The 23082-nt window shown below is 54.6% G+C and carries 24 protein-coding genes and 1 tRNA gene; 19 read left to right on the top strand and 6 right to left on the bottom strand.

The window, feature by feature from the left end; all coding sequences use genetic code 11:
- The first annotated feature begins 120 nt into the window (after positions 1–120).
- From RGU70_RS15795 to RGU70_RS15735, 13 genes are all read left to right on the top strand, one after another.
- Entirely contained in the window at positions 121–1041 is a 921-nt protein-coding gene (locus RGU70_RS15795; RefSeq protein ID WP_322210343.1) for a hypothetical protein, read from the top strand.
- Between the two features lie 252 nt (positions 1042–1293).
- Entirely contained in the window at positions 1294–2172 is an 879-nt protein-coding gene (locus tag RGU70_RS15790) for a hemagglutinin repeat-containing protein (RefSeq protein ID WP_322210342.1), read from the top strand.
- Positions 2169–2420, top strand: coding sequence for a hypothetical protein (locus tag RGU70_RS15785; RefSeq protein WP_322210341.1), 252 nt, complete (start codon positions 2169–2171; stop codon positions 2418–2420). Before RGU70_RS15790 ends, RGU70_RS15785 begins: the two co-directional genes overlap by 4 nt.
- Complete coding sequence (locus tag RGU70_RS15780; RefSeq protein WP_322210340.1) at positions 2417–4150, top strand: hemagglutinin repeat-containing protein; 1734 nt, start codon at positions 2417–2419, stop codon at positions 4148–4150. Before RGU70_RS15785 ends, RGU70_RS15780 begins: the two co-directional genes overlap by 4 nt.
- Positions 4151–4327: 177 nt before the next feature.
- A complete protein-coding gene (locus RGU70_RS15775; protein ID WP_322210339.1) occupies positions 4328–4558 on the top strand; it encodes a hypothetical protein in 231 nt (76 codons plus the stop codon).
- A complete protein-coding gene (locus RGU70_RS15770; protein WP_322210338.1) occupies positions 4555–4809 on the top strand; it encodes a hypothetical protein in 255 nt (84 codons plus the stop codon). Before RGU70_RS15775 ends, RGU70_RS15770 begins: the two co-directional genes overlap by 4 nt.
- A gap of 492 nt (positions 4810–5301) precedes the next feature.
- Positions 5302–6789 carry an ABC transporter substrate-binding protein gene (locus RGU70_RS15765; protein WP_322210337.1) on the top strand — a complete coding sequence of 496 codons (1488 nt, stop codon included), beginning with the start codon at positions 5302–5304 and terminating at the stop codon, positions 6787–6789.
- A gap of 68 nt (positions 6790–6857) precedes the next feature.
- Positions 6858–7805 (top strand): ABC transporter permease, encoded by a 948-nt coding sequence (locus RGU70_RS15760; protein WP_322210336.1) that lies wholly within the window; start codon positions 6858–6860, stop codon positions 7803–7805.
- Entirely contained in the window at positions 7802–8710 is a 909-nt protein-coding gene (locus RGU70_RS15755; RefSeq protein WP_322210335.1) for an ABC transporter permease, read from the top strand. The genes RGU70_RS15760 and RGU70_RS15755 overlap by 4 nt, the downstream gene beginning before the upstream one ends.
- 55 nt (positions 8711–8765) lie before the next feature.
- Positions 8766–9725 (top strand): ABC transporter ATP-binding protein, encoded by a 960-nt coding sequence (locus RGU70_RS15750; protein WP_322210334.1) that lies wholly within the window; start codon positions 8766–8768, stop codon positions 9723–9725.
- Between the two features lie 36 nt (positions 9726–9761).
- Positions 9762–10718 (top strand): dipeptide ABC transporter ATP-binding protein, encoded by a 957-nt coding sequence (locus RGU70_RS15745; protein WP_322210826.1) that lies wholly within the window; start codon positions 9762–9764, stop codon positions 10716–10718.
- 10 nt (positions 10719–10728) lie between these two features.
- Positions 10729–12339 carry a gamma-glutamyltransferase family protein gene (locus RGU70_RS15740; protein WP_322210333.1) on the top strand — a complete coding sequence of 537 codons (1611 nt, stop codon included), beginning with the start codon at positions 10729–10731 and terminating at the stop codon, positions 12337–12339.
- A 135-nt stretch (positions 12340–12474) separates the two neighbouring features.
- Entirely contained in the window at positions 12475–13260 is a 786-nt protein-coding gene (locus RGU70_RS15735; protein WP_322210332.1) for a GntR family transcriptional regulator, read from the top strand.
- An 82-nt stretch (positions 13261–13342) separates the two neighbouring features.
- Here RGU70_RS15735 and RGU70_RS15730 read toward each other — a convergent pair whose 3' ends face one another.
- Positions 13343–14224 (bottom strand): IclR family transcriptional regulator domain-containing protein, encoded by an 882-nt coding sequence (locus RGU70_RS15730; RefSeq protein WP_416186534.1) that lies wholly within the window; start codon positions 14222–14224, stop codon positions 13343–13345.
- Positions 14225–14400: 176 nt separating this feature from the next.
- Between RGU70_RS15730 and RGU70_RS15725 the strand changes: the two genes are divergently transcribed.
- Both RGU70_RS15725 and RGU70_RS15720 read left to right on the top strand, forming a co-directional pair.
- Positions 14401–15066 (top strand): 3-oxoacid CoA-transferase subunit A, encoded by a 666-nt coding sequence (locus RGU70_RS15725; RefSeq protein ID WP_322210331.1) that lies wholly within the window; start codon positions 14401–14403, stop codon positions 15064–15066.
- Positions 15066–15713, top strand: coding sequence for a CoA transferase subunit B (locus tag RGU70_RS15720; protein ID WP_322210330.1), 648 nt, complete (start codon positions 15066–15068; stop codon positions 15711–15713). Before RGU70_RS15725 ends, RGU70_RS15720 begins: the two co-directional genes overlap by 1 nt.
- A 136-nt stretch (positions 15714–15849) precedes the next feature.
- Here RGU70_RS15720 and RGU70_RS15715 read toward each other — a convergent pair whose 3' ends face one another.
- On the bottom strand, positions 15850–16764 hold the full coding sequence (locus tag RGU70_RS15715; protein WP_322210329.1) for a LysR family transcriptional regulator: 915 nt from the start codon (positions 16762–16764) through the stop codon (positions 15850–15852).
- Positions 16765–17092: 328 nt separating this feature from the next.
- On the opposite strand from RGU70_RS15715, the gene RGU70_RS15710 reads away from it, so the two are divergent.
- The 4 genes from RGU70_RS15710 to RGU70_RS15695 all read left to right on the top strand — a co-directional run bounded on the left by RGU70_RS15710 (position 17093) and on the right by RGU70_RS15695 (position 20639).
- Positions 17093–17875 (top strand): substrate-binding domain-containing protein, encoded by a 783-nt coding sequence (locus tag RGU70_RS15710; RefSeq protein ID WP_322210328.1) that lies wholly within the window; start codon positions 17093–17095, stop codon positions 17873–17875.
- Between the two features lie 162 nt (positions 17876–18037).
- Complete coding sequence (locus tag RGU70_RS15705) at positions 18038–19342, top strand: MFS transporter (protein WP_322210327.1); 1305 nt, start codon at positions 18038–18040, stop codon at positions 19340–19342.
- 294 nt (positions 19343–19636) lie between these two features.
- Positions 19637–20443, top strand: a complete 807-nt coding sequence (locus RGU70_RS15700) for a hypothetical protein (protein ID WP_322210326.1) — start codon at positions 19637–19639, stop codon at positions 20441–20443.
- 55 nt (positions 20444–20498) lie between these two features.
- Complete coding sequence (locus tag RGU70_RS15695; RefSeq protein ID WP_322210325.1) at positions 20499–20639, top strand: hypothetical protein; 141 nt, start codon at positions 20499–20501, stop codon at positions 20637–20639.
- 37 nt (positions 20640–20676) lie between these two features.
- Here the strand turns inward: RGU70_RS15695 and RGU70_RS15690 are convergent, their stop codons facing one another.
- The 4 genes from RGU70_RS15690 to RGU70_RS15675 form a co-directional block, all read right to left on the bottom strand.
- The gene (locus RGU70_RS15690; protein ID WP_322210324.1) at positions 20677–21096 is read right to left on the bottom strand and encodes a hypothetical protein; all 420 of its coding nucleotides are present in this window, start codon (positions 21094–21096) and stop codon (positions 20677–20679) included.
- Positions 21097–21371: 275 nt separating this feature from the next.
- Positions 21372–21447, bottom strand: a tRNA-Lys gene (locus RGU70_RS15685).
- A gap of 111 nt (positions 21448–21558) precedes the next feature.
- Positions 21559–22380: a spermidine synthase gene (locus RGU70_RS15680; RefSeq protein WP_322210323.1), complete on the bottom strand. Its 822-nt coding sequence runs from the start codon at positions 22378–22380 to the stop codon at positions 21559–21561.
- Between the two features lie 92 nt (positions 22381–22472).
- Positions 22473–23012, bottom strand: a complete 540-nt coding sequence (locus RGU70_RS15675) for a cytochrome b (protein WP_322210322.1) — start codon at positions 23010–23012, stop codon at positions 22473–22475.
- Positions 23013–23082: the final 70 nt, after the last annotated feature.

Below are 23082 nucleotides of genomic sequence, written 5' to 3'. Positions count from 1 at the left end.
GCGTCAAAGGGGTTTTAGGGAGGGGGATGCTACTGGCATGCGCGTTTACCTTCCTAGCGTGGGTAAACATGCGCCGCAAATAATATTGTTGCATTAGGCGCAGGAGCAAGCGCCGCCGCCATGCCGGAAATCGGCAAACTGATCGACGGCATGGACGTGCCTGCACCCGTCAAACAAGCACTGGGCGCGACCGTTGCTTCCGTGGTGGGGGCAGTGGCCAGTGGGGGATCGATGGCGGGGGTAGGGGAGGCGATGACGGTCGATGCTAATAATCGGCAGTTGCATCCGAAAGAGAAAACCTTAGCTAAACAGCTTGCAGAACAAAGTAACGGTAAATATACGCAAGCGCAGATTGAAGATGCGCTGCGCGCAGCGAACAATAATGCACTTGGAGAAGACGTTACGACCGGGATGATTGTCGGTGGTGCTACGCATGGCCAAATCAATCCGACACAAGCCTATGATCAAGGAGCCAGTTGGTCAGTTAACTCCATCAATGGTGTGGCGCTGAATCTGGTGCAGAATATTTCTTCTCAAGTTGATTCGGGGTTGGCGGCCTATATTCAGGGTAGTACAGGTAATACCTATAGCTGGAATGACAGCACATTAGGTAAAGCGCCGACGAATATAGTCAAGCCAAACACAAGTCCGTTTGCTCAGGGGTGGAATACAGGAAATCACTCTGCTGGTTTGACGCCTGATACAACACCTGAACAGCGTCAAGAAAACTTAGTCAAATTTACGGATACGGCTTCTACAGGAACGGGACTGGCGGCTATTTGGACGCCACCACCTATTGATTTAGCTTTGACTGCAATATCAGCAGCATTAAAAGCGACGAATTATTTGTTGCGTCCGCCAAGTAATGGAACGGTCTTATATGAAACATCAACGATTGCAGCCTCTTATTTATTACCGCAAACACAAATATTCCAAACTGGTATTGGCCTTGGGTTCACTTTTATGCAACCGCTAGTAACCCCTATGCTTGATAATTTTTCTAACCAACCGACTACTTGTACACCACCAAGAAAATGCTAAATCAAAAACAAAAGAAGGATCATTTGACGAAACTAGAGATGAAAGTATATGGAGTCTTATGCTACGGCGCATTTATCTGTTTTTATATATGTAGCTACGTTGTTCTCCGGGGAAATACAACGTTGGAAAAAATTATTGCTGGAGTATTTGCTTTTTTATGTATAGCGATAACAGCCATATTTGGTTTGGGCATACAGCACGACACGCGCGTCCTAGATTTAAGACGTTTCAAAAAATAGTTCGTCATATTAAATGATGAAGAATGAGCTTCCCTCGATATTTCGTCTTCCATCTAATAGCACCAGTGCCAGCATCAGCATCAGCATCGGCATCGGCATCGGTTTCGGTTTTGGCGGCGCGCAAAACGGCTGGACGCTGGAACTGGGCGTCGCGGGCGGACGCGGTGACCAGAACGGTACCGACCTCAGCAACACCAGCACCATCGTGCGCGCAGGCAACACCGCCAATCTGATTTCCGGCGGCGACACCAACCTGAAAGGCGCCGTGCTGGCCGGCAACACCGTCAATGCCATTGTCGGCGGCAACCTCACTATCGAAAGTCTGCAAGACACGAGCACTTATCAAAGCAAAGACAACAGCAGCGGCTTTGCCATAAGCGTATGCATCCCACCGTTCTGCGCAGGCAGCAGTTTTTCAGGGAGCGTTGCCAGCGCAAAAGTCAACGGTAATTACACCAGCGTCACCACGCAGTCGGGCATCAAGGCCGGCGACGGCGGCTTTGCGGTAGTCGTCAAGGGCGATACCGATCTGAAAGGCGGCGTCATTGAAAGTAACCAGGCGGCGATTGCGGCAGGTAACAACACGCTCATTACTGGTACGCTTACCTATCTCGCTTCACAGCCGAATGCCGCTTCTCAAGGTGGTGCAGCAATACAATTCGGAATGGCGGGAACAGCAGCATTAGTAGGATTTGGGGCTAGTGCCTTGGAGCAGTTGTTGCGACCTGATATGGGGCTAACTTTGGTCAGTGGCAGCGTTGATATATTTACAGGCTATTTAGGAAATAAATTTCCATTACTTAGTCCAGCATTTACGGAGGTGGGTGAAGCTGCAAAGAATACAACGCCAGTAACTAATTTACAAAATTACCTTAATAAAGGCACTAAATGAAACTTATAAAAGATGGCAATTTTTCTCCGTGGTTCAGATTCTTTCTTGCGTTTGGTGGTCTTTTCATTATGTATCTCTCTTACCAATTTCTGAAAGGATTGGGGCTGTACTTAGGCCTAACCATCGGTCTCGTAATAGGATCTATAGGAGCATACGCAGAAAAAGCAAACGCTTTGAGAATCAAGCCCTTCGATAACGCCTATAAAAAAGCCAAAGACAGTTACAAAGAAGACGCTACAAAAAAATGAGCCTGTCAGTTTGTTTGTGTGCAAAGCCACGAAGACTTGTCAACGGCACGCAAATCACCGCCAGCCAGATCTACAACAAAACCGAAACCCAATCCGGCCTCTTCAGCGGCGGCTGCATCGGCGTCACCCACCTCAATGCCGGACAACAAGTCAGCCTCAGCTCCGGCCACGACACCACCCTCAAAGGCGCGGTTGTCAAAGGTGAAACCGTTCTTGTCGACGCCGGAAACGAGCTCACCATCGAAAGCCTGCAAGACAGCAGCCAACTCGACAGCAAACAAAGCAGCGCCAGTGCTGGCGTGAGCGTCTGCATCCCGCCGTTGTGCTTCGGCGTGAGCAGCGCCGGCGGCAGCATTTCAAAAGCCAAAGTCGACGGCGACTACCTCAGCGTCACCGAACAAAGCGGCATCCAATCAGGCGACGGCGGCTTCAACGTCAAGGTCAACGGCAACACCGACCTCAAAGGGGCCGTCATCACCAGCAGCCAGAGCGCCATCGAGAACAATAAAAACCAGCTCACCACCGGCACGCTCACCCAAAGCGCCCTGCAAAACCACGACCGCTACGACGCCAGCGGCTTCTCGCTCAGCGCCAGTGTCAGCACCAAACTCGGCAATCAAGACATCGCCGACAGCCCCACCCACAGCGCCGCCGACAAACGCGCCGCCAGCGACAAAACCAACCCCGCCCAACCCGGCGGCAGCGCCGGCATGAGCAGCGACGGTGGTAATAAAAACAGCACCACCGAAAGCGGCATCAGCGGCGCAAAGATCACCATCACCGACCGCGCCGGTCAGGAAAAGAAAACCGGCAACACCGCCGAACAAACCCTCGCCAGCCTCAAACGCGGCGTCAGCAGCGACAAAGACACCAGCGAATCGCTCCAGAAAAACTGGGACGGCGCGCAACTGATGGAGCAAACGCAAGCCAACGTCCAGATCACCGCCGCCTTCAGCGGACAAGCCGCCAAACTCATCGGCGACTACGCGACGAATAAATTCAAAGAAGCCGAACGCAATCAAGACCTCGTCGGCATGGAAAACTGGAAAGAAGGCGGGGCCTACCGCATCGCCGCCCACGCTGCTGCGGGCGCATTAGCGGGCGGACTTCCCGGTGCACTAGGCGCCGGAGCAAGCGCCGCCGCCATGCCGGAAATCGGCAAACTGATCGACGGCATGGACGTGCCTGCACCCGTCAAACAAGCACTGGGCGCGACCGTTGCTTCCGTGGTGGGGGCAGTGGCCAGTGGGGGATCGATGGCGGGGGTAGGGGAGGCGATGACGGTCGATGTCAACAATCGGCAGTTGCATCAGAGCGATATTGACAATGCAAAAAAACTAGCGGAAAAAGCAAAGAAAAAAGGCTTGCCTTATACGGAACAAGAGATCAAAGATGCCTTGCAACGCGCAGGAATAAAAGATGAAAAGGGAAACATAAAAATTCTTCCTGACACCCGAGAAATTTACGTCAATGGTCAGCCGCTGCCCAATGGTTCTGGAACGCTTTCGTTAGCCGACAACCAAAAGCAGAACGCGCCGTTTGCGGTAGATAAACAGGACGGCCCTGTGTACTTGGAGCGTCTTCCAAAAGCGCCCTCCAAAGAGTTGGCTGATTTCATTTCAGCCAATTCTCCACAGTACGTGTTTGACATGCCAAAGGCCACAAGCAGCACACGTCCTTATAATTCACAAAACGCAACTTGCGCAACGGCGGAATGTGCAACAGGCTGAAATTACGCTCCGTTAACGCCAAGTGAGATTGCATCGCGAAGAGAAAATGCCGCTGATGTGGCGAGTTGGGTTTCGACGCAGTCGGGGCGGTTTGGCTCAGCGGCTACAGCGTACGGTACCTATCTGGCCTCGCAGCCGAATGCAGTTTCTCAGACTGGTGCCGCACTACAGTTCGGAATGGCAGGAACTGCGACAGTAGTAGGATTTGGGGCGGGAGCACTTGAACAAATTTTACGGCCTAATGTGGGAGCAACTTGGATTGGCGGGGGTGTGGATATCTTTACAAACTCTTTAGGAAAAGAATTCCCGTTACTTGGCCCTGCATTTACTGAGTTGGGTGAATCTATTAAAAATTCAACGCCGATAATTAATTTGCAAAATACTATTAATATTGAGATCCGAAAATGAAGCTCATAAAAGATGGCAATTTTTCTCCGTGGTTCAGATTCTTTCTTGCGTTTGGTGGCCTTTTCATTATGTATCTCTCTTACCAATTTCTGAAAGGATTGGGGATGTACTTAGGCCTAACCATCGGTCTCGTAATAGGATCTCTAGGTTCGTATGCTTCACAGGCGAATGCTTTGAGATTAAAGCCCTTCGATAACGCCTATAAAAAAGCCAAAGACAGTTACAAAGAAGAAGACGCCACAAAAAAATGAGCCTGTCAGTTTGTTTGTGTGCAAAGCCACGAAGACTTGTCAACGGCACGCAAATCACCGCCATAGCCCGCACCAGCACCCTCACCCGCCGTCGCACGCAAAATACCAGCCACAGCAGCGAAGACCCTGCGATAGCTTCCAAAGTCAAAATTTCCCCGCATCAAATAAAAAATCCGCACCAACCAAAACGCCCCTGCATGAAGCACCCTCCGCACCGGTTTCGAGCGCACACGCATTTAAAATAGCCGCCATCTGCCGCTCCAGCACCTTCCATTTTCCCCTATCACTCCCGTACTACTCCCGTACTACTCCCGTACTACTCCCGTACTAATCTCTCCCCGCGCATTCCCAAGCCGTTCCTCCGCCAGTCGGCCGCCCAATCCACCTGGCATGCTTAATGCATATCCACCTTGTTGTATACATCGATGCAGACTTAAGGGATTATGTGATCGCCATCCCGTACCGTCTCACCTTACCGAGGATAAAAATAAAATGAATCAGCGTTTGCCGTTACGAATCGTATCCGCATTGATGGCGGGAGTCAGTTGCTCGGCCATGGCCATGACGATCAATATTTCTCTCGATAACGATCCCAACAAGCTCGACCCCATGCAGTCGTCGATGATTGCCGAGCGCATGATCTATCAGAGCATTTACGACAAGTTGCTCGATCTCGATGAAAGCGGCAAGATCGTCCCCATGCTGGCCGAGCGCTGGTCGGTTTCCGATGATCAAAAAACTTACACCTTGTATTTGCGCAAGGGCATTCAGTTCCAGGACGGTACGCCGTTCAATGCGCAGGCAGTGGAATTCAATTTGCTGCGCGATCTGGAAAAAAATTCGTTGCGCAAGAACGATCTGAAATATCTCAAGCACACTACCGTCGTCGATGACGCCACGCTGAAGATAGAGCTGACCGCGCCGTTTGCCCCATTTCTGTCTATCCTGACCGACCGTGCCGGCATGATGTCTTCTCCCACCGCGATTAAAAAATTCGGCGACGACTACATCAACAATCCGGTCGGCACCGGCCCTTTCATTTACAAGGGTCGTTTAAAAGGATCCAGCCTGACGCTGGAAAAAAATCCTAATTACTGGCAACCGGGTTTGCCCAAGGCCGATCAGATCGTCTACAAGATCATGAGCGATGTCAACGTCGCCTTCAACAATCTGCGCAGTGGTCAGGTCGATATCACCAATCGTTTTCCGTATAAAGAATTGAGTAATATCTCCGCCGGCGGCAAGTACCTGGTGATCAACAAACCATCGATGGGCTTTCGCGGGTTTTATTTCAATACCAGCCGGCCGCCTTTCGACAAGAAGGAAGTCAGGGAAGCAATCGATATCCTGATCGACCGCAATGTCATCGGCAAAGTGGTCTACAACGGTGCCGTTTCGCCTAGTCATTCACCGTTCAGCAAGGCCCAGTTTGCTTATGGCCCGTCGGACCTGCCGCCCAAGGTCGATCTGGCGCGCGCCAAAGCTTTGCTGAAGTCAGTGGGTAAAGAGGGTGGCTTCAGCTTCCATCTGATTTTGCCGACCACGCCGGAAGAATTGCAAGTGGGGCAGATGTTGCAAGGCATGTTGCGTCCCGCCGGCATCAGCGTGGTGCTGGAAAAAGCGGAACTGGCAACGCAGATAGAAACCGGCAAGACCGGCAACTATGAAGCGCTGATGGTGGGCTGGAGCGGTCGTCCCGATCCCGATCAGAACATCTACGATTTCGTTGTGACCAATGGCTCGCTGAATTACTCCAAATTCGGCACCAAAGAAATCGATACCCTGATGATGCAGGCACGGGTTGAAAGCGATGTCGCCAAACGCAAAGCCACTTACGATCAGGCCATGCAAATTCTGGCGCACGAGGTGCCGTATATCTACCTCAATCACGACAACGTGCTGTTCGGTATTTCGAAGGCAGTAAAAGGTTTCCGTTTCGTGCCTGATGGCGTGATTCGAACCGCAACACTGGCCAAGTAAAGGAAGCGCTGCATAAGCGCAGCCGCTGAATCAGCGCTTTCCTAAACGCATTCCCTTTCGGAACCGGCATGCCTAAATTACTCAAGAGCATCCTGCTCGTGTTACCGACTTTGCTGTTAGTCAGCATCGTCATTTTTTCCTTGCTGGCGATTTTGCCGGGCGATCCGGTCAGCGCCATTCTCGGGCAGGAGGCAACGCCTGACGCCATTCTGGCTTTGCGCGCCCAACTTGGGCTCGACGATCCGCTCTATGTGCAATACGGCCGCTGGTTATGGGCGGCGCTGCATGGCGATCTGGGGCGTTCCTTCATCGATCACACGCCGGTCATCGATGCCTTGCTGCCGCGTCTGGCCGTCACGATAGAACTCGCGCTGGGCAGTTTTCTCATTGCCGTAGTGATCGCGGTACCGGCCGGCATACTGGCCGCAGTGCGGCCGCGTGGCATCGCCAATTATGTCTGCTCGCTGCTGGCTTTATGCGGCATGTCGGTGCCGCCGTTCTGGCTGGGCATGATGTTCATCGTGCTGTTTGCCGTCAAGCTGGAGTGGCTGCCCGCTTCCGGCTATGTGCCGTTGTTTGAAGACTGGCGCGGCAATCTGATGGCAATGATGCTGCCGATGCTGGCCACCGGTCTGCGCGAATCGGCAATCCTCATGCGCATGGTGCGCAGCGGCTTGCTCGAAGTGATGAACGAAGACTATATCCGCACCGCGTTTTCTAAAGGGTTGACCGATTGGGGCGTCGTCATCGGCCACGCCTTGCGCAATGCCATGATTCCGGTGGTGACGTCGAGTGGCCTGATGGTGTCCGGCATGTTGGGTGGTCTGGTCATTACTGAAAGTATCTTCAGCATTCCCGGCATGGGAAAGATGATTGTCGATGCGATTTTCAGCCGCGATTACATCGTCGTGCAAGCCGGTGTGCTGGCGGCGGCGCTGATGGTGGTGATCGTCAACCTGGCGGTGGAATTATTGTATGGCGTGATCGATCCGCGCATTGCCGGAGAGCGCTCATGAGTGATGATTTGAATTCCGCTTCGCCACCCCCTGCATTGAACGTCACGCCCGTATTGCCACAGCGCCCGCGCCTTCTCGGCCTGCGTCGTTTTGCGGCCAATCGCTTTGCCTTGGTGGGGGCGCTCATCATCTTGCTGTTGGTACTGGTGGCCTTGCTGGCACCGGTATTGGCACCTTACGATCCGATTTTCGATCAGGACTACAGCAACATTCTGGCCGGCCCCAGCAGCGCGCACTGGCTGGGCGTGGACGACCTCGGTCGCGATATTTTTTCGCGCATGATTTTCGGTGCGCGTATTTCGCTGCAAGCTGCATTGATCGCGGTCGGTCTGGCGTTTGGGATCGGCGTACCGATAGGCATTGCCAGCGGTTATTTTCGTGGCGTCTGGGATGAGTGGATCGTGATGCGCATCGTCGATGCCTTGCAAGCCTTTCCCTCACTGATTCTGGCACTGGCTTTGTCGGCCGCGCTGGGTGGCGGGTTTTACAACGCCATGGTAGCGGTCGGGATTGGCTTTACACCGGCCTTCGTCCGACTGGCACGCGGGCAGGCGATGACCATCCGCAATCTCGATTACGTGATGGCGGCACGTTCGGTTGGTGCCGGTCATCTGCGCATCATGTGGCGCTATGTGCTGCCGAATGCGATGGCACCACTGGTGATTCAGGCCACGCTGGCAATGGGTTCCGCCATCATTGCCGAAGCCGGCTTGTCCTATCTGGGGCTGGGCGCACGGCCGGAAGACCCGAGCTGGGGATCGATGCTGCACACCGCACAGGCCTATCTCAATTCCAATCCTATGCTGGCCTTGTGGCCAGGGATGGCGATTTTTGCGGTGGTGCTGGGATTCAATTTTTTCGGCGATGGCATCCGCGAAGTGTTCGATCCGAAACTGAAACGCTGAGCCTGAAACGGCGCTGTTAAAAACGTCCTGCCGACAAGCAGGAAAAAGGTAAAGCATGCTGGAAGTCAAACATCTCAAAGTCGAATTTATCAGCCACGGCAAAAGTATTGCGCCGGTGGACGAGGTGTCGTTCACCGTCGGGGCCAATGAAACCGTGGGCTTGCTCGGCGAATCGGGTTGCGGCAAGAGCGTCACTGCTCTGTCGATACTGCGGCTGTTTCCGCTGGCCAGCAAGGTCAGGCTGAGCGGCTCCGTTACCTATCAGGGACGCGACTTGCTGACGGTGGATGACGCCGATCTGCGCGCCATTCGCGGCAAGCAGATCGCCATGATTTTTCAGGAGCCGATGACTTCGCTCAATCCGCTGCAAAAAATCGGCGCGCAACTGGGCGAGATGCTGCGCATGCATACCGCGCTTTCGCGCAGCGAGAGGGATAGTAAAGTCATTGCAATGTTGCAGCGGGTCGGCTTGTCGCGTGCGGAGCAACTGGTCAATGAGTATCCGCATAGCCTCTCTGGCGGCATGCGTCAGCGCGTGATGATTGCCATGGCCTTGCTGTGCGATCCCGGCATTCTGATTTGCGACGAGCCGACCACGGCGCTCGATGTCACGATACAGGCCCAGATTCTGGACCTGATGCGGCAACTCAAGCAGGAGCAGGGCACGTCGATATTGATGATTACGCATGATCTCGGTGTGGTGGCTGAAATGTGCGAACGGGTGATCGTGATGTATGCGGGACAGGTAGTGGAGCAAAGCAGCGTGCGCGATTTATTCGACGCACCGGCGCATCCCTACACGCAGGCGCTGATGCGCGCCAGGCCAGCGCTCGATGCCACGCCGGGCCAGCGACTGACAGCGATTCCCGGTTCGGTACCACCGCCCGGCATGGCCGGTGCCGGTTGCCGCTTTGCTGCGCGTTGCGCCAAAGCGGACGATATCTGCCGTGAGCAGATGCCCGCATTGACCGAAGTGGCATCCGGCCATCTGGCCCGCTGCTGGTATCCGAACTGAATCACGAATCTGATGACCACTCCTATGACCACTCCTATGTCCACTCCTTTATTGCGCGTAAGCGGACTCAAGAAACATTTTCCCTCAGGACGACGCGGCGCAACGCCGGTCAAGGCGGTCGATGATGTTTCCTTCGATATCGAAGAAGGCCAGACCATGGGACTGGTCGGCGAATCCGGTTGTGGAAAATCGACTACCGGTCGCAGCGTCTTGCGGCTGATTGAACCGACCGCCGGAAAAATTGAATTCATGGGACAGGAGTTGACGACTCTTGGTGCGGCTCCCTTGCGGGCAATGCGTCGCAATATGCAGATGGTGTTCCAGGACCCTTTTGCCTCGCTCAATCCGCGCATGACCATCGGGCAAGTGCTGGAAGAGCCGCTGATCGTGCATCGTCTGGCTGATCGCACCAGCCGTAAACGCAAGGTCGCGGAAACGCTGGAAGTGGTCGGCCTCAATGCCGGCTATGCAGACCGGTATCCGCATGAATTTTCAGGTGGACAGCGGCAGCGCGTCGGCATCGCACGCGCCATTATTACGCGCCCCAAACTGGTGGTGGCCGATGAAGCCGTGTCCGCGCTGGATGTGTCGATTCAGGCGCAGATACTGAATCTGTTGCAGGACTTGCAGAAAGAACTGGGCCTGACCTATTTGTTTGTCTCGCACGATCTGGCGGTGATCCGCCATGTCAGCGACCGCATCGGCGTCATGTATCTGGGACGCATGGTGGAATCGGGCAGCTGTGAAAACGTGTATCGCTCGCCCAAACATCCCTACACGCAGGCCTTGCTGTCGGCCATTCCGCGTGAACATCCTGATCAGGTGCGCGAACGCATCGTGCTGCAAGGGAGTATTCCCAATCCGGCCGCGCCGCCGTCCGGCTGCCATTTTCATCCGCGCTGTCCGTCTTGCATGGACCTCTGTAAAACCCAAGCACCACCGGCCATTGCTGTATCTGCCGGTGAATATGTGACCTGTCATCTTTATCGCTAAGAAAGAAGCCATGTTTAATTTTGATTCCAATCATTATCCCTACAGCTCCCGCCGCAGTGCGGTGTATTCCCAACGTGGCATGGTAGCGACCTCGCAGCCACTGGCCGCGCAAGCCGGACTGCAAGTGCTGCAAGCAGGCGGCAATGCCATCGATGCGGCAATCGCCACCGCTGCCGCGCTGACCGTGGTGGAGCCGACCGCCAACGGTATCGGCGGTGATGCGTTTGCGCTGATATGGCATAAAGACAAACTGCACGGCCTCAATGCCAGCGGTGCTGCGCCGATGGCGATTTCGATCGACAAGCTGCATGCGGCCGGTCATCAAACCATGCCGAAATACGGCGCGCTGCCGATTACCGTTCCTGGTACGCCCGGTGCCTGGGCCAGCATGGCCGAGCGCTTCGGTAATTTTTCTTTAGAGCGTTCCATGTCCAGTGCAATCACGCTGGCGCAGGACGGTTATCCGGTATCGCCCATGGTCGCGTTTGCCTGGCAGCAGGCGCATACCCTGTTCAAGGGCGTGTTCAAAGAACCCTGTTTTCAATCCTGGTTTGATACCTTCGGTGTCGATGGTCGCGCTCCGCGCGCGGGAGAAATCTGGCGTTCGCAAGGCCATGCAGATACCTTGCGTTCCATTGCCTCCGATAACGCCGCCAGTTTTTATCGCGGCGCGCTGGCTGAAAAAACGGCGGCTTTTGTGCGCGCCTCCGGCGGGTATCTTGATGCGGCCGATATGGCGGCGTATCAGCCGCAGTGGGTTGATCCCATCAGCTGCAACTATCGCGGTTACGACGTCTGGGAAATTCCGCCGAATGGTCATGGACTGGTGGCCTTGCTGGCCTTGAATATTCTCAAGGGTTTTGATTTCAGCGAACGCGATTGCTTGCAGACTTATCACCGCCAGATCGAAGCGATCAAGCTGGCTTATGCCGATGGTCTGGCGCATATCGCCGATAGCGGCCACATGCGCGTCAGTGTGCAGGATTTGTTGTCCGATGCTTATGCCGATGAACGCCGCAAGCTGATAGGCGAACGTGCGGTATTGCCACAGGCAGGACAGCCACCGAGTGGCGGCACCGTCTACCTGAGTACGGCCGATGATCAGGGCAATATGGTGTCCTTCATCCAAAGCAACTACATGGGATTCGGTTCCGGACTGGTGGTGCCGGGGACCGGCATTGCGCTGCATAACCGGGGTAATAATTTCACACTCGATGCCGCGCATCCGAACAGTCTTGCGCCGGGCAAGCGTCCGTATCACACCATCATTCCCGGCTTCCTCACCAAGGACGGCAAGGCGGTCGGGCCGTTTGGTGTGATGGGCGGATTTATGCAGCCGCAGGGGCATGTGCAGATGGTGATGAACACCGTCGACTTCGGCCTCAATCCGCAATCTTCGCTCGATGCGCCGCGCTGGGAATGGGAAAGCGGCAACAAAGTCAGTATCGAACACAGTAATGCAGAACATCTCTTCCGTGGCCTGCGCGGGCTGGGGCACGAGGTGTCGTGGTCGGGCAATCAGCTCGGTTTCGGCCGCGGTCAGATTATCTGGCGCGACCAGAACGGCGTGCTGTGCGGCGGTACCGAACCGCGTACCGATGGTTGCGTTGCGGCCTGGTAAACAACGTCGATGGATTTGCCGTGTGATGCACTCTCAGGGGTGATGCTGGCCGTATTCATTACGGCGATGCGGACCTCCTGAGCCGGTATTACTTGTGACGCTTCATCAGAAGAGTCGTCCTTCACCACTGAGATTATGAAAACAGTTTCCGCCACAGAGTTGATCGCCGAACCTCTGGCCGCTGCGGATGCTGGCGGCAGGCCGCTCAAAGGCGGTTCTTTGCCTGAGTATGTATATGCCCGCTTGCGCGAAGATATTTTCGACATGCGCTTGCTGCCGGGCGATCAGATTATCGAAAGCGAAATCGCGGCCTGCTTCAAGGTCTCGCGCACGCCGGTACGCGAGGCTTTGCAGCGCTTGCAGAGCGATGGTCTGATGCAGGGCTATGTGCGCGGCGGCTGGGAAGTGGTGCCGATTGATTTCAAGCGGTTTGAAGAGTTGTATCAAATGCGCGGGATGATAGAACAGTTCGCCCTCCGTCAATTGTGTGCCGGTGGAGGGGATGTTGCGCTGATAGAACAGCAAAAGGCGATCTGGTGCGTCGCGCTGGAACAGCGTTTAAGTGATGGCAGGCAGGTGGCGATACTGGATGAGCAATTCCATCTGGCGCTGGTCCGTGCCGCAGGAAACAAGGAAATTGCCAGTACTTTCGAGCGGCTGACCGATCGCATCCGCATCGTGCGTCGGCTCGATTTCATTTATGGCGATTGCGTGCAGTCGACCTACGATGAACATGCCGGGATACTCAATAAAATCGCCGCGCCTACCGCCGATGAAGCGGCCAGTCTGATGGCCAGGCACATCGAGGAGGGACACGTCGATATCACTAATATCACCTTGCATCGACTGCAAAGCACGCGGGCTTCGGCCGGTGCAGAGCGGCTGGCATATGTGCAGGTGAAAGTGATGCGGCATGTCTGAGTTTGTCTGACTTAGCTCTTACGACCGGCGCTCACGATTGATGCTCACGTTGCAAGGTAATGAATGTATTTCCAACGCCGCACTATCCAGGCAGCAACACCGATAATTCCTGCGCGCTGCGCTGTAGCACAGGGAAAAATTCTTCTTCCATTTTTTGCGTACTGACACGGCTAGCCTGTACGCCGACGTTCAATGCCGCCAGCACCGTTCCCGATGCGCCACGCACCGGCACCGCAATCGAGCGCAATCCAATCTCAAGTTCTTCGTCGATCAAAGCGTAACCGCTAATACGTACTTCGGTCAGGATGGCGCGCAAACGCTTTTGTGAGACCACAGTCTTGTCAGTCATCGCCCGCAATGTGACGGACTCGAAGTAGTGATCGAGTTCGGCGTCGGGCAGATGCGCCAGCATGACGCGACCGAGCGAGGTGCAATAGGCCGGCAGGCGACTACCCGCATTGAGCGCTACCGACATCACGCGGGAAGTCGCAGCGCGTGCCACATATAAAATTTCCTGATCGACCAGCACCGCCAATGAACTCGATTCGTGCAGCGTGCGCGAGATCTGATTGAGGCAGGGCTGGGCCGAGACCGTGAGCGGCGTTGACGACAGATAGGAGTAGCCCAGCGTCAGGGCCTTGGGGAGCAGAGAAAAATGGTTGCCGTCGGCAGCGGCATAGCCGAGTGCTCTGAGCGTGTGCAGGCAACGTCGCACGGCAGCACGCGGGATGCCGGTCATCTGGCTGATCTGGGAGATGGTGAGTGTACGGCGCTGGCCGCTGAAGGCGTTGATGACCGCCAGACCACGCGCCAGCGAGGTCATGAAGTTGGAATCGGTCAGCGCGTCGATTTGCTCGGCGATGCTCAATGCGCTCGTTTCCGGCGCATGGGTGCTTACGCTGTCGATAGCCGGAGTGAGTTTTTTGTGCGTCGTTTTGCTGGTAGCGGGTTTTTGTATGGGCATGGGAGATGCGATAATTGATGAAATTTGTTCGATTATCGCACACTAGATAGTGATAAATCTTGACCTGTAAAGAAGGGCATCGTTAGAATTATAAGTGCTAAATGTATAAACTTGTTCGATAGTCGAACAATTTTCAATCAAAAAAATCCCTGAAACCAGCAGGAAAGAGAAGCGACGTGATCGATAAAATTACAGGCAGCTTGCAACAAGCGGTAGCCGACATCCACGACGGTGCGACCGTCATGATCGGTGGCTTCGGCAATGCCGGCATGCCATCCGCTCTGATCGATGCCTTGATTGCGCAGGGTGCGCGTGATCTCACCATCGTCAACAACAACGCCGGCAATGGCGATACCGGTCTGGCCGCTTTGCTCAAGGCCGGACAAGTGAAAAAAATCATTTGCTCGTTTCCACGTCAGACTGATTCCTATGTCTTCGATGCGCTTTATCGCGCCGGAAAAATTGAACTGGAACTGACGCCGCAAGGCAATCTGGCAGAACGCATTCGCGCTGCCGGAGCGGGTATCGGTGGATTTTTTTCTCCGACAGGATTCGGCACCCTGCTGGCAGAGGGCAAGGAAACGCGTTTGATCGATGGCCGCCAGTATGTACTGGAGTCGCCCATCCACGCCGATTTCGCGCTGATCAAGGCGCATCGCGGCGATCGCTGGGGCAATCTGGTGTACCGCAAGACGGCGCGTAATTTCGGACCCATCATGGCGATGGCGGCGAAATGTACGATCGCGCAAGTCAAGGAAGTGGTCGAGCTGGGACAACTTGACCCGGAACATATCGTAACGCCGGGCATATTCGTGCAACGCATAGTGCTGGAGACCAACTGATGAACCGCTTTACACGAGACCAGATTGCCGCCCGCGTGGCGCAGGATATTCCTGAAGGTGCTTACGTCAACCTGGGTATTGGCCAGCCGACCAAGGTGGCCAATTACCTGCCGGCAGATAAAGAAATATTCCTGCACAGCGAAAACGGTTTGCTCGGGATGGGGCCTGCGCCTGCGCCCGGCGCAGAAGACGAAGACCTGATCAATGCCGGCAAACAGCCGGTCACTTTGCTCACAGGCGGCGCGTATTTTCATCATGCTGATTCGTTTGCCATGATGCGTGGCGGTCATCTCGATATCTGCGTGCTGGGTGCCTTTCAGGTGTCGGCCGGGGGCGATCTGGCGAACTGGCATACCGGCGCTGACGATGCCATTCCCGCCGTCGGCGGTGCGATGGATCTGGCCATCGGTGCGAAGCAGGTATTCGTGATGATGGAGCATCAGACCAAAGGCGGCGAACACAAGATCGTTGCGCAGTGTTCTTATCCGCTGACCGGAATCGCTTGCGTCAACCGCATCTTTACCGATCTGGCTGTGCTGGATGTGACGCCGGAGGGCTTGCGGGTAGTGGAAATTGTCCCCGGAATGTCGTTCGATGAGCTGCAGCAACTGACCGGTGCGCCGCTGTTGCGCCCGTCCTTGTCCTGATTCTATAGGTGTGGGGTATTGCGGTGATGATAGAACGCGTTTGATATGACTTGGTATTCTGCCTCTGCCGTCTGTGTTTGTGTGTAATCGAACGGTAGCGGCAGCACTGAAGCAGGTCGTTGCCTCCGCAGTACGACTATAAAGCGGTCATATGTTTTCCGAGTGGCGGCATTTCCTTGATCAATTCGTAAAGTTGCTGCGCTCCTGGTGAAAATACGCGGCCGCTGCGTCGGATGACGCCTAGCGTTCTGGCGATTTCAGGATCGCGCAAGGGAATGCTTGCCAGCGTCGCGTCGGGCGGCACTGCCAGGCCCGGCACCACAGCAACGCCTAATCCGGCTTTGACCATTTCCAGCAGCGTGGCGACGTGACGCACTTCAATGAAGGACGCGGGTCGGATGTCGCCTTGTTCCATTGCGATATCCAGCACACGCCGGTTGCCGCTGGATTTGGCGACGGTCATGTAGGGATAGGGACGGATATCGTTCCAGGTGACTGAGCGTCGTTTGGCCAGCGGATGATCGGTGCGGCAGGTGAGTACGAAGCGTTCGCGCAGGATCGGTTCGAAGTCGATCCCCAGCTCTTGTTCGCCGATGAAATTGAGGCCGAAGTCGGAATCGCCCCGGGCCACATGATTGAGCACTTCATGCGCGCCTTCATCAATGATGCGGATACGGATATTCGGATAAGCGGTATGGAAGCGTTGCAGCACTGGTGGCAGGAAGTGATGCGCCACTGAGGGAACGCAGGCCACGCTGACCTGGCCGAATCGGGTGCGCGAAATTTCACCTATGCTCAGGAGTGAGCTTTCCACGCCATCCAGAATTTCAATCGCCTTCACGAAAAATTCGCGACCGACCAGCGTCAGCTCGACGCGGCGGGTGGTGCGCTCGAAGAGTTTGACGTTGAGTGCGTTTTCCAGTTTTTCAATGCGACGGGAGAGGGCCGGTTGCGACAGGTTGATCGCGCTGGCGGCGGCTCGGAAGCCGCCTTGCTCCACGACTGCCACCATGGCCTGGAGATCGCCCAGGTCAAAACGTAGTGGGCTCATCAGGACGCGCCGAGTAAGTTACTGCAGGGCGCTATTTCAGAGCGGGGGGATAGCTTGCTTTCAGTTATGGCGGCGGTGCTTGTTCTCACCTTGCGTTGTTCGTCGCACTTCATCGGTGCTTTCATTATTTTTTATTCCCGAAGTGAATTTTTATATTGATGCTTTTAACGCATCAAATTTGAATAATTATGCATTTTACTTTATCAATGAATTTTGTGAAAATTGCCCGCCAGACACGCTTATGGTGGTCTGCAGTGCGACCATTAAAATTTAAATAATCAAAGAAGCTCTGTAATCGGGGTTTTCTAAAATCAAAGCAGGAGACGCAATGAATCAACGCAGCAGGCTGTCCACATTATTTTCCCTCGTCGTATTTGCTTTTTCTTTGGTGACAGGCAGCGCGTGGGCCGATGAAGTCCGCGTGATGAACTCCGGTGGTTTTGCCGCCGCCTACACTGCGTTGGCACCGAAGTTTGAAGCGGCCACCGGTCATCATCTGGTGATCATCTGGGGACCATCAATGGGAGTGTCTCCCGAGGCGATTCCAAATCGTCTGGCGCGTGGTGAATCCGCTGACGTGGTCATCATGGTCGGTTATGCGCTGACTGAGCTGATTAAACAGGGCAAGGCGATCGCCGACAGTAAAGTCGAGCTGGCCGGATCGCGGATTGGCATGGCGGTGAAGTCGGGCAGCGCGAAGCCGGATATTTCGACGGTGGCGGCATTTAAAGCGACGCTGCTGACGGCGCGTTCGGTGGCTTATTCGGATAGTGCCAGCGGGGTGTATATCGAAAACGAGTTGTTCAAAAAAATGGGTATCGAATCGGAACTCAAGCCTAAGGCGCACAAAATCCAGAAAACGCCGGTGGCCAGCCTGGTTGCTGCGGGAGAGTATGAATTGGGGTTTCAGCAGGTCAGTGAAATTCTTCCTGTTCCGGGGGTGGATTTCGTTGCCAAGATTCCTGAAGAAGTGCAAAGCGTGACTTTGTATTCTGCCGGCATTCCGGTTGGTGCGCCGCATCCTGAGGCAGGCAAGGCCTTGATTCGTTTCCTGGCTTCGCCCGATGCCCGCGCGGAAATCATCAAGAGCGGTCTTGATCCGCTGAATTAATTCGTCAATCTGCGGTGGTGATCGCTTTACTCCAACGAGTACTCCAACGAGCACCCGCACATTTATCCGCACATTCATCTGATTGACTGCTTCAATCATTCAATGTATCGATCAGGCGGCATTCTTGGGATGTCCGCTTCCCTCTGTTTTGCGAGAGTAAACATGACACTGACCAAGCCTTCCTCTCCATCGAAATTCGGCACCGTTTTACGCGTGACCAGCGGCAATTTCATGGAGATGTTTGATTTTTTTCTTTTCGGTTTTTACGCCACCTACATTTCCAAAACGTTTTTTCCGTCGGGCGATGAATTCGCTTCGCTGATGCTGACGTTCATGACGTTCGGCGCGGGTTTCTTGATGCGTCCGCTCGGGGCGATTTTGCTCGGCGCGTATGTTGACCGTGTTGGCCGTCGCAAAGGGCTGATCGTGACGCTGGCGCTGATGGCGGCGGGGACCATGCTGATTGCCTTCGTTCCCGGCTTTGCCAGCATTGGTTATCTGGCACCGTTTCTGGTGCTGACCGGGCGTTTGTTGCAAGGATTTTCTGCGGGTGTCGAACTGGGTGGCGTCTCTGTATATCTGGCCGAAATGGCGACTCCCGGCAACAAGGGGTTTTATGTCAGCTGGCAATCCGCCAGCCAACAGGTGGCGATCATTTTTGCGGCGGCATTGGGTTATGCCCTCAATGTGTGGCTGACACCCTTGCAAATCGGTTCCTGGGGCTGGCGTATTCCGTTTTTCATCGGCTGCATGATCGTGCCGGTGCTGTTCATGATTCGCCGTTCGCTGCAGGAAACAGAGGAATTTCTGGCGCGCAAACACCGTCCCAATGTCAGTGAAATATATCGCTCGATGCTGGAAAACTGGAAGCTGATTATCGCCGGCATGATGCTGGTGTCGATGACGACGGTATCGTTTTATCTGATCACCATTTACACGCCGACATTTGGCAAGAGCGTACTCAAGCTGAGTACGGCGGATAGCCTGATTGTGACGCTGTGCATAGGCCTGTCCAATTTTATCTGGTTGCCGCTGATGGGCGCGCTGTCCGACCGCATCGGACGCCGGCCTATTCTGATCTTCTTTACCTTGCTGACGATTCTGACGGCGTATCCAGCGATGCGCTGGCTGGTCAGCGATCCTGGTTTTTCGAAAATGCTGATGGTGGAGTTGTGGTTGTCTTTCTTGTACGCCAGTTATAACGGCGCGATGGTCGTCGCTCTGGCTGAAGTGATGCCGGTATCGGTGCGTACGGCAGGGTTTTCTTTGGCGTATAGTTTGGCAACGGCGATTTTTGGCGGCTTCACACCGGCAATTGCGACTGGCTTGATTGAGTTGACCGGCGACAAAGGTGTGCCGGGACTATGGATGACCTTTGCGGCGGTGTGCGGTTTGATTGCGACGCTGGTCTTGTATCGTAATAAGGGCGCATATGAGCGGTACCCGCAGGCCTCGATAGCGGGCTGATCCATTTGTGTTGATGTGCATGCGGCCGTCAGGATCTGACGGCCGTTTTTTTTGTGTATTTCAGTGCTTGAGTGAATGCGCAGAAGAGGCCTTGTGCGCAGGATTTCTGAAATGGGTATCGGTAATGTGGTTGGCGGATGATGGATGATTAGAGCGTTGGTGAAATTCGTGTGTTGATTGTATGTTGATCACATGTTGATTTTTGGCAATCACTCAAATACCTGCGTGTCGTGTGGCGTATAACGTCAGCGTTGCGTACACTGTTGTCGCTATCTTTTTATTTTCCTCTGGACCATGACCATTACTATTAACGAAGACCTCCGCGCCTATATCGATCCTTTGACCGGAGACGAATTCGCGGCTCTGGAACGCAGTTTGTTGACGGAAGGGTGCCGTGATGCGCTGGTGTTGTGGGGCGATCTTCTGGTCGATGGACATAACCGTTACGGTATCTGCCAGAAGCATCAGATACCCTTCAACACGATGCAGAATCACACTTTCCAATCGCTGGACGATGTGCATTTGTGGATGATTGATAACCATCTTGGTCGCCGCAGTGTATCGGATTTTCAACGCGGCGTGCTGGCGTTGCGTAAGAAAGAAATAGTGTCGGCACGCGCAGCGCAGACGCAAGCCCAGCGGTCTTCTGCCGAGCCGGCAGGGGATGCAGCAGACAAGTCTGGCAGTGAGCCGCCGTTGACGCGTGAAGCGGTGGCACGCGCCGCGCGGGTGAGTAGCGCGACACTGGGTCAAATCGAAAAAATTCAGAAGACCGCGGCGCCTGAACTGGTGGGCGCGGTGAAATCGGGAGTGATCTCGATTAATGCGGCGGCGGCAGTGGCGTCCTTGTCGAACGAAGAGCAGATCGCGGCGGTGGCTGGCGGCAAGAAGGAATTACGTCAGGCCGCAAGGCAGGTGCGCGAGGCGCGCTTGCCACCTAAGCCCGCTCCAGAGGCTCCGCCGGACGATGCCACACCCGAGCAAATCGAAATTTTCCGTTTGACGAACGCTGTGGCTGAACTGACCGAAGAGCGCGATCAGCTGAAAAAGAAGGTGCAGCATCTGACTATTGCGCTTTCCGAGGCGCGTAGCGGGCAATAAAGCCTGCCGCGATTATTCGCAGGCGAGGGTGTATAAACAGACAAAGGGAGACATAATGAAACGATCTATTGTTTTGGCGCTGGTCGCCTGCATCGCATTTGTGCTGTGCGCGTGCGAACGTACTGAGTTTGAAAAAAAATCTCAACGTGATGCCGATGCACGCCGTGAGCGCAATACCAAGCCGAAATCTGAGTAAGGATGAGGCAGCCAGTCTGGCTTCGCGGCGATTGCCTTCAATAGTGCTGCGGCCAGCTTTTTGATGTTTTGTAGGTGTGGCTGACAACGATGCGGGTGGCGGCAATCATTCCGCTCAAGCCTAATATGAGTTGTGTCAGCGTATGTCCCGGCAGTGCCCAGTTCGATGATGAGGGCGCTGCCACTGCGGTTGCCGCCGTTATCACTGGGCCTATCCAAGCGGCTTCCTCGCTGACGTCGAGCAAGATATCTCCTTCCGACGTGGTGTGAAGATAGACTTCACCCCCCAGCTCCAGCAAAAAGCAAATCCCATACCCTTTGAGCTTGTCATTTTTGACGGCTTGTTGCAGATCGCGATTGTAATTGTCGATCCAGGCTTCCACGTCATAGGTGGTGGACAGGTTTATCCACGGGCGTGTCGGTTGAATGTCGATGGCGGGCGGTGTTGGATCTTGCATGGGAGCGGCTCAATATAGATTCGACGCGGGCTGGCATCGCAAGAGCAGCATTATGGGTCCTTTCGGGACGCCATGGCAGCGCAGGTGAAAAGATGTCTGGGTCGTATCCACTAAGCGCTACTGCTGCCTTTTAACAGACAGGCTGACAGAGGCGGTCGGCATGATAGCGCAGAAGAAAAAGCCGTAGAGGGCGGAAAATGCACACCCCTGAAATTACTGGTCGTAAAAAAAGGACTGAGCCATTAAGCCAAGTCCTTTTTTCGATCGAATACTGTTGGTGGGGCGTGACAGATTCGAACTGTCGACCTACGGATTAAGAGTCCGCTGCTCTACCAGCTGAGCTAACGCCCCAACAGGGGACGAATTATAGCGGCTCTTGACCGTCTGCGCTAGGACTTCATCTTCTCTAGCGGTAATTTTCTTAAGAAAACGGGAGAAAAAGCGTTTTTCATTGCGGGAGCGTTACCCCTCGGCTGTTTTCATGCCATTGACCCAGGATTTGGTCGGTAGTTTGGTGGCGGCCTGAATCTCCTTTGCGCGTTCATACAACGCGGTGAAATCCAGTGGGTGACGTTTTTTGAAGGCGATGGCAATGATATTGCCGTCATGGACTTCGGGCAGGCTGATGACCTGCGGGAAGGCAAAGCGCATGGCTTTCAGATTCTTGGCATAACTGGGATGGTCGCCGAACAGGTTGACCGTCATGATGCCGTCCTCGGTGAGGCAATTCGCGCAGGCGGTGTAGAACTCGGCGCTGTCGAGCACCGGGCCGCGCGCGGTAGCGTCGTAAAGATCGACCTGTAGTGCATCGATAGTGCCATGGTTGTTCTCGTCATCGACAAAATCTTGCGCGTCCATTTCCAGGACGGCCAGCCGTTCATCGTCGATGGGCAGCTTGAACATCATTTCGCAGATGGCAACGACCGCAGGGTTGAGTTCGACTGCCGTGATGCGCGCTTCGGGAAACTGGCGCAGGCTGAATTTGCTCAGCGCGCCAGTGCCTAGTCCTAGCTGCACGATATGGAGCGGAGTTGGATTGAACAGCATCCAGGCCATCATCTGCTGTGCATATTCAAGTTCCAGCCAGTCGGGTTTGCGCATGCGCATCGCGCCTTGCACCCATTCAGTACCGAAATGCAAATAGCGCACCCCATCCGACTCTGACAGTGTGACAGGCGCAAACTTAGCCTTGCGTCGCACGGCCGGTTTTTTTTCACGCTGACGTGTGCCTGGCCCGGCTTTGGTGTTGGCTTGCGCTTCTATTGATTTTCGTTTGATCAGCATGGACTGGCGTAAGGTAAGAATGAGTCGCAGAAAGGGATGCATAAGATGACGCATAAAGCCAATGCGCCACCTCTTAGATACGGAAAAGCGACTCAATCTTTACCAGTGAAATTGAGCATCCGGCGCAGGGTGCTGTCCTTGCGGATGAAGTGGTGCCACAGGGCGGCCAGTGCGTGCAAGCCGACAACGTAATACACCGCATTGCCTATGAGTTCATGGATATCCCGGATACTTTCCTTGAGCGCTGCATCCGGCGAGATCAGCTGCGGCAGAATCAGGCCGAAAAAGGAGACGTCCCTGCCGCCAGCCTGAGTGAACAGGACGCCGGTGATTGGCAGCGCGAACATGATGACATACAACAAAATGTGAACCGCTTCGCCGCTCCATGTTTGCCAGCGGGGACCTGGTAGCGCCGCGGGCACACCGAATCGGAATCGTGCTGCGATACGGAACGCGGCAAACAGAAACACCAGCTGACCCGTCATCATGTGGATGGTGCGCAGGGTATCTCTGAGCGGATCGCCCTTTGGTACGTCGCCGCGATATTCAATCACGGCCAGAGCGATAACGAATAATAAAAAAATCATCCAGTGGAAAAAAACGGAGGCGGGATGGTAACGATTTCTGTTCATATTTTTATGGACCGTAATGAAGGATTTAGTGACGCCATTCTAACGTACCCGGTCAGCATGGCGATGCTAT

Origin of the sequence: Herbaspirillum sp. RTI4 (assembly GCF_034313965.1) — a bacterium.
GTDB lineage: Bacteria > Pseudomonadota > Gammaproteobacteria > Burkholderiales > Burkholderiaceae_D > Herbaspirillum.
Note: the sequence above shows the minus strand (reverse complement) of the source record. Positions and strands in the feature narration are given on the sequence as shown.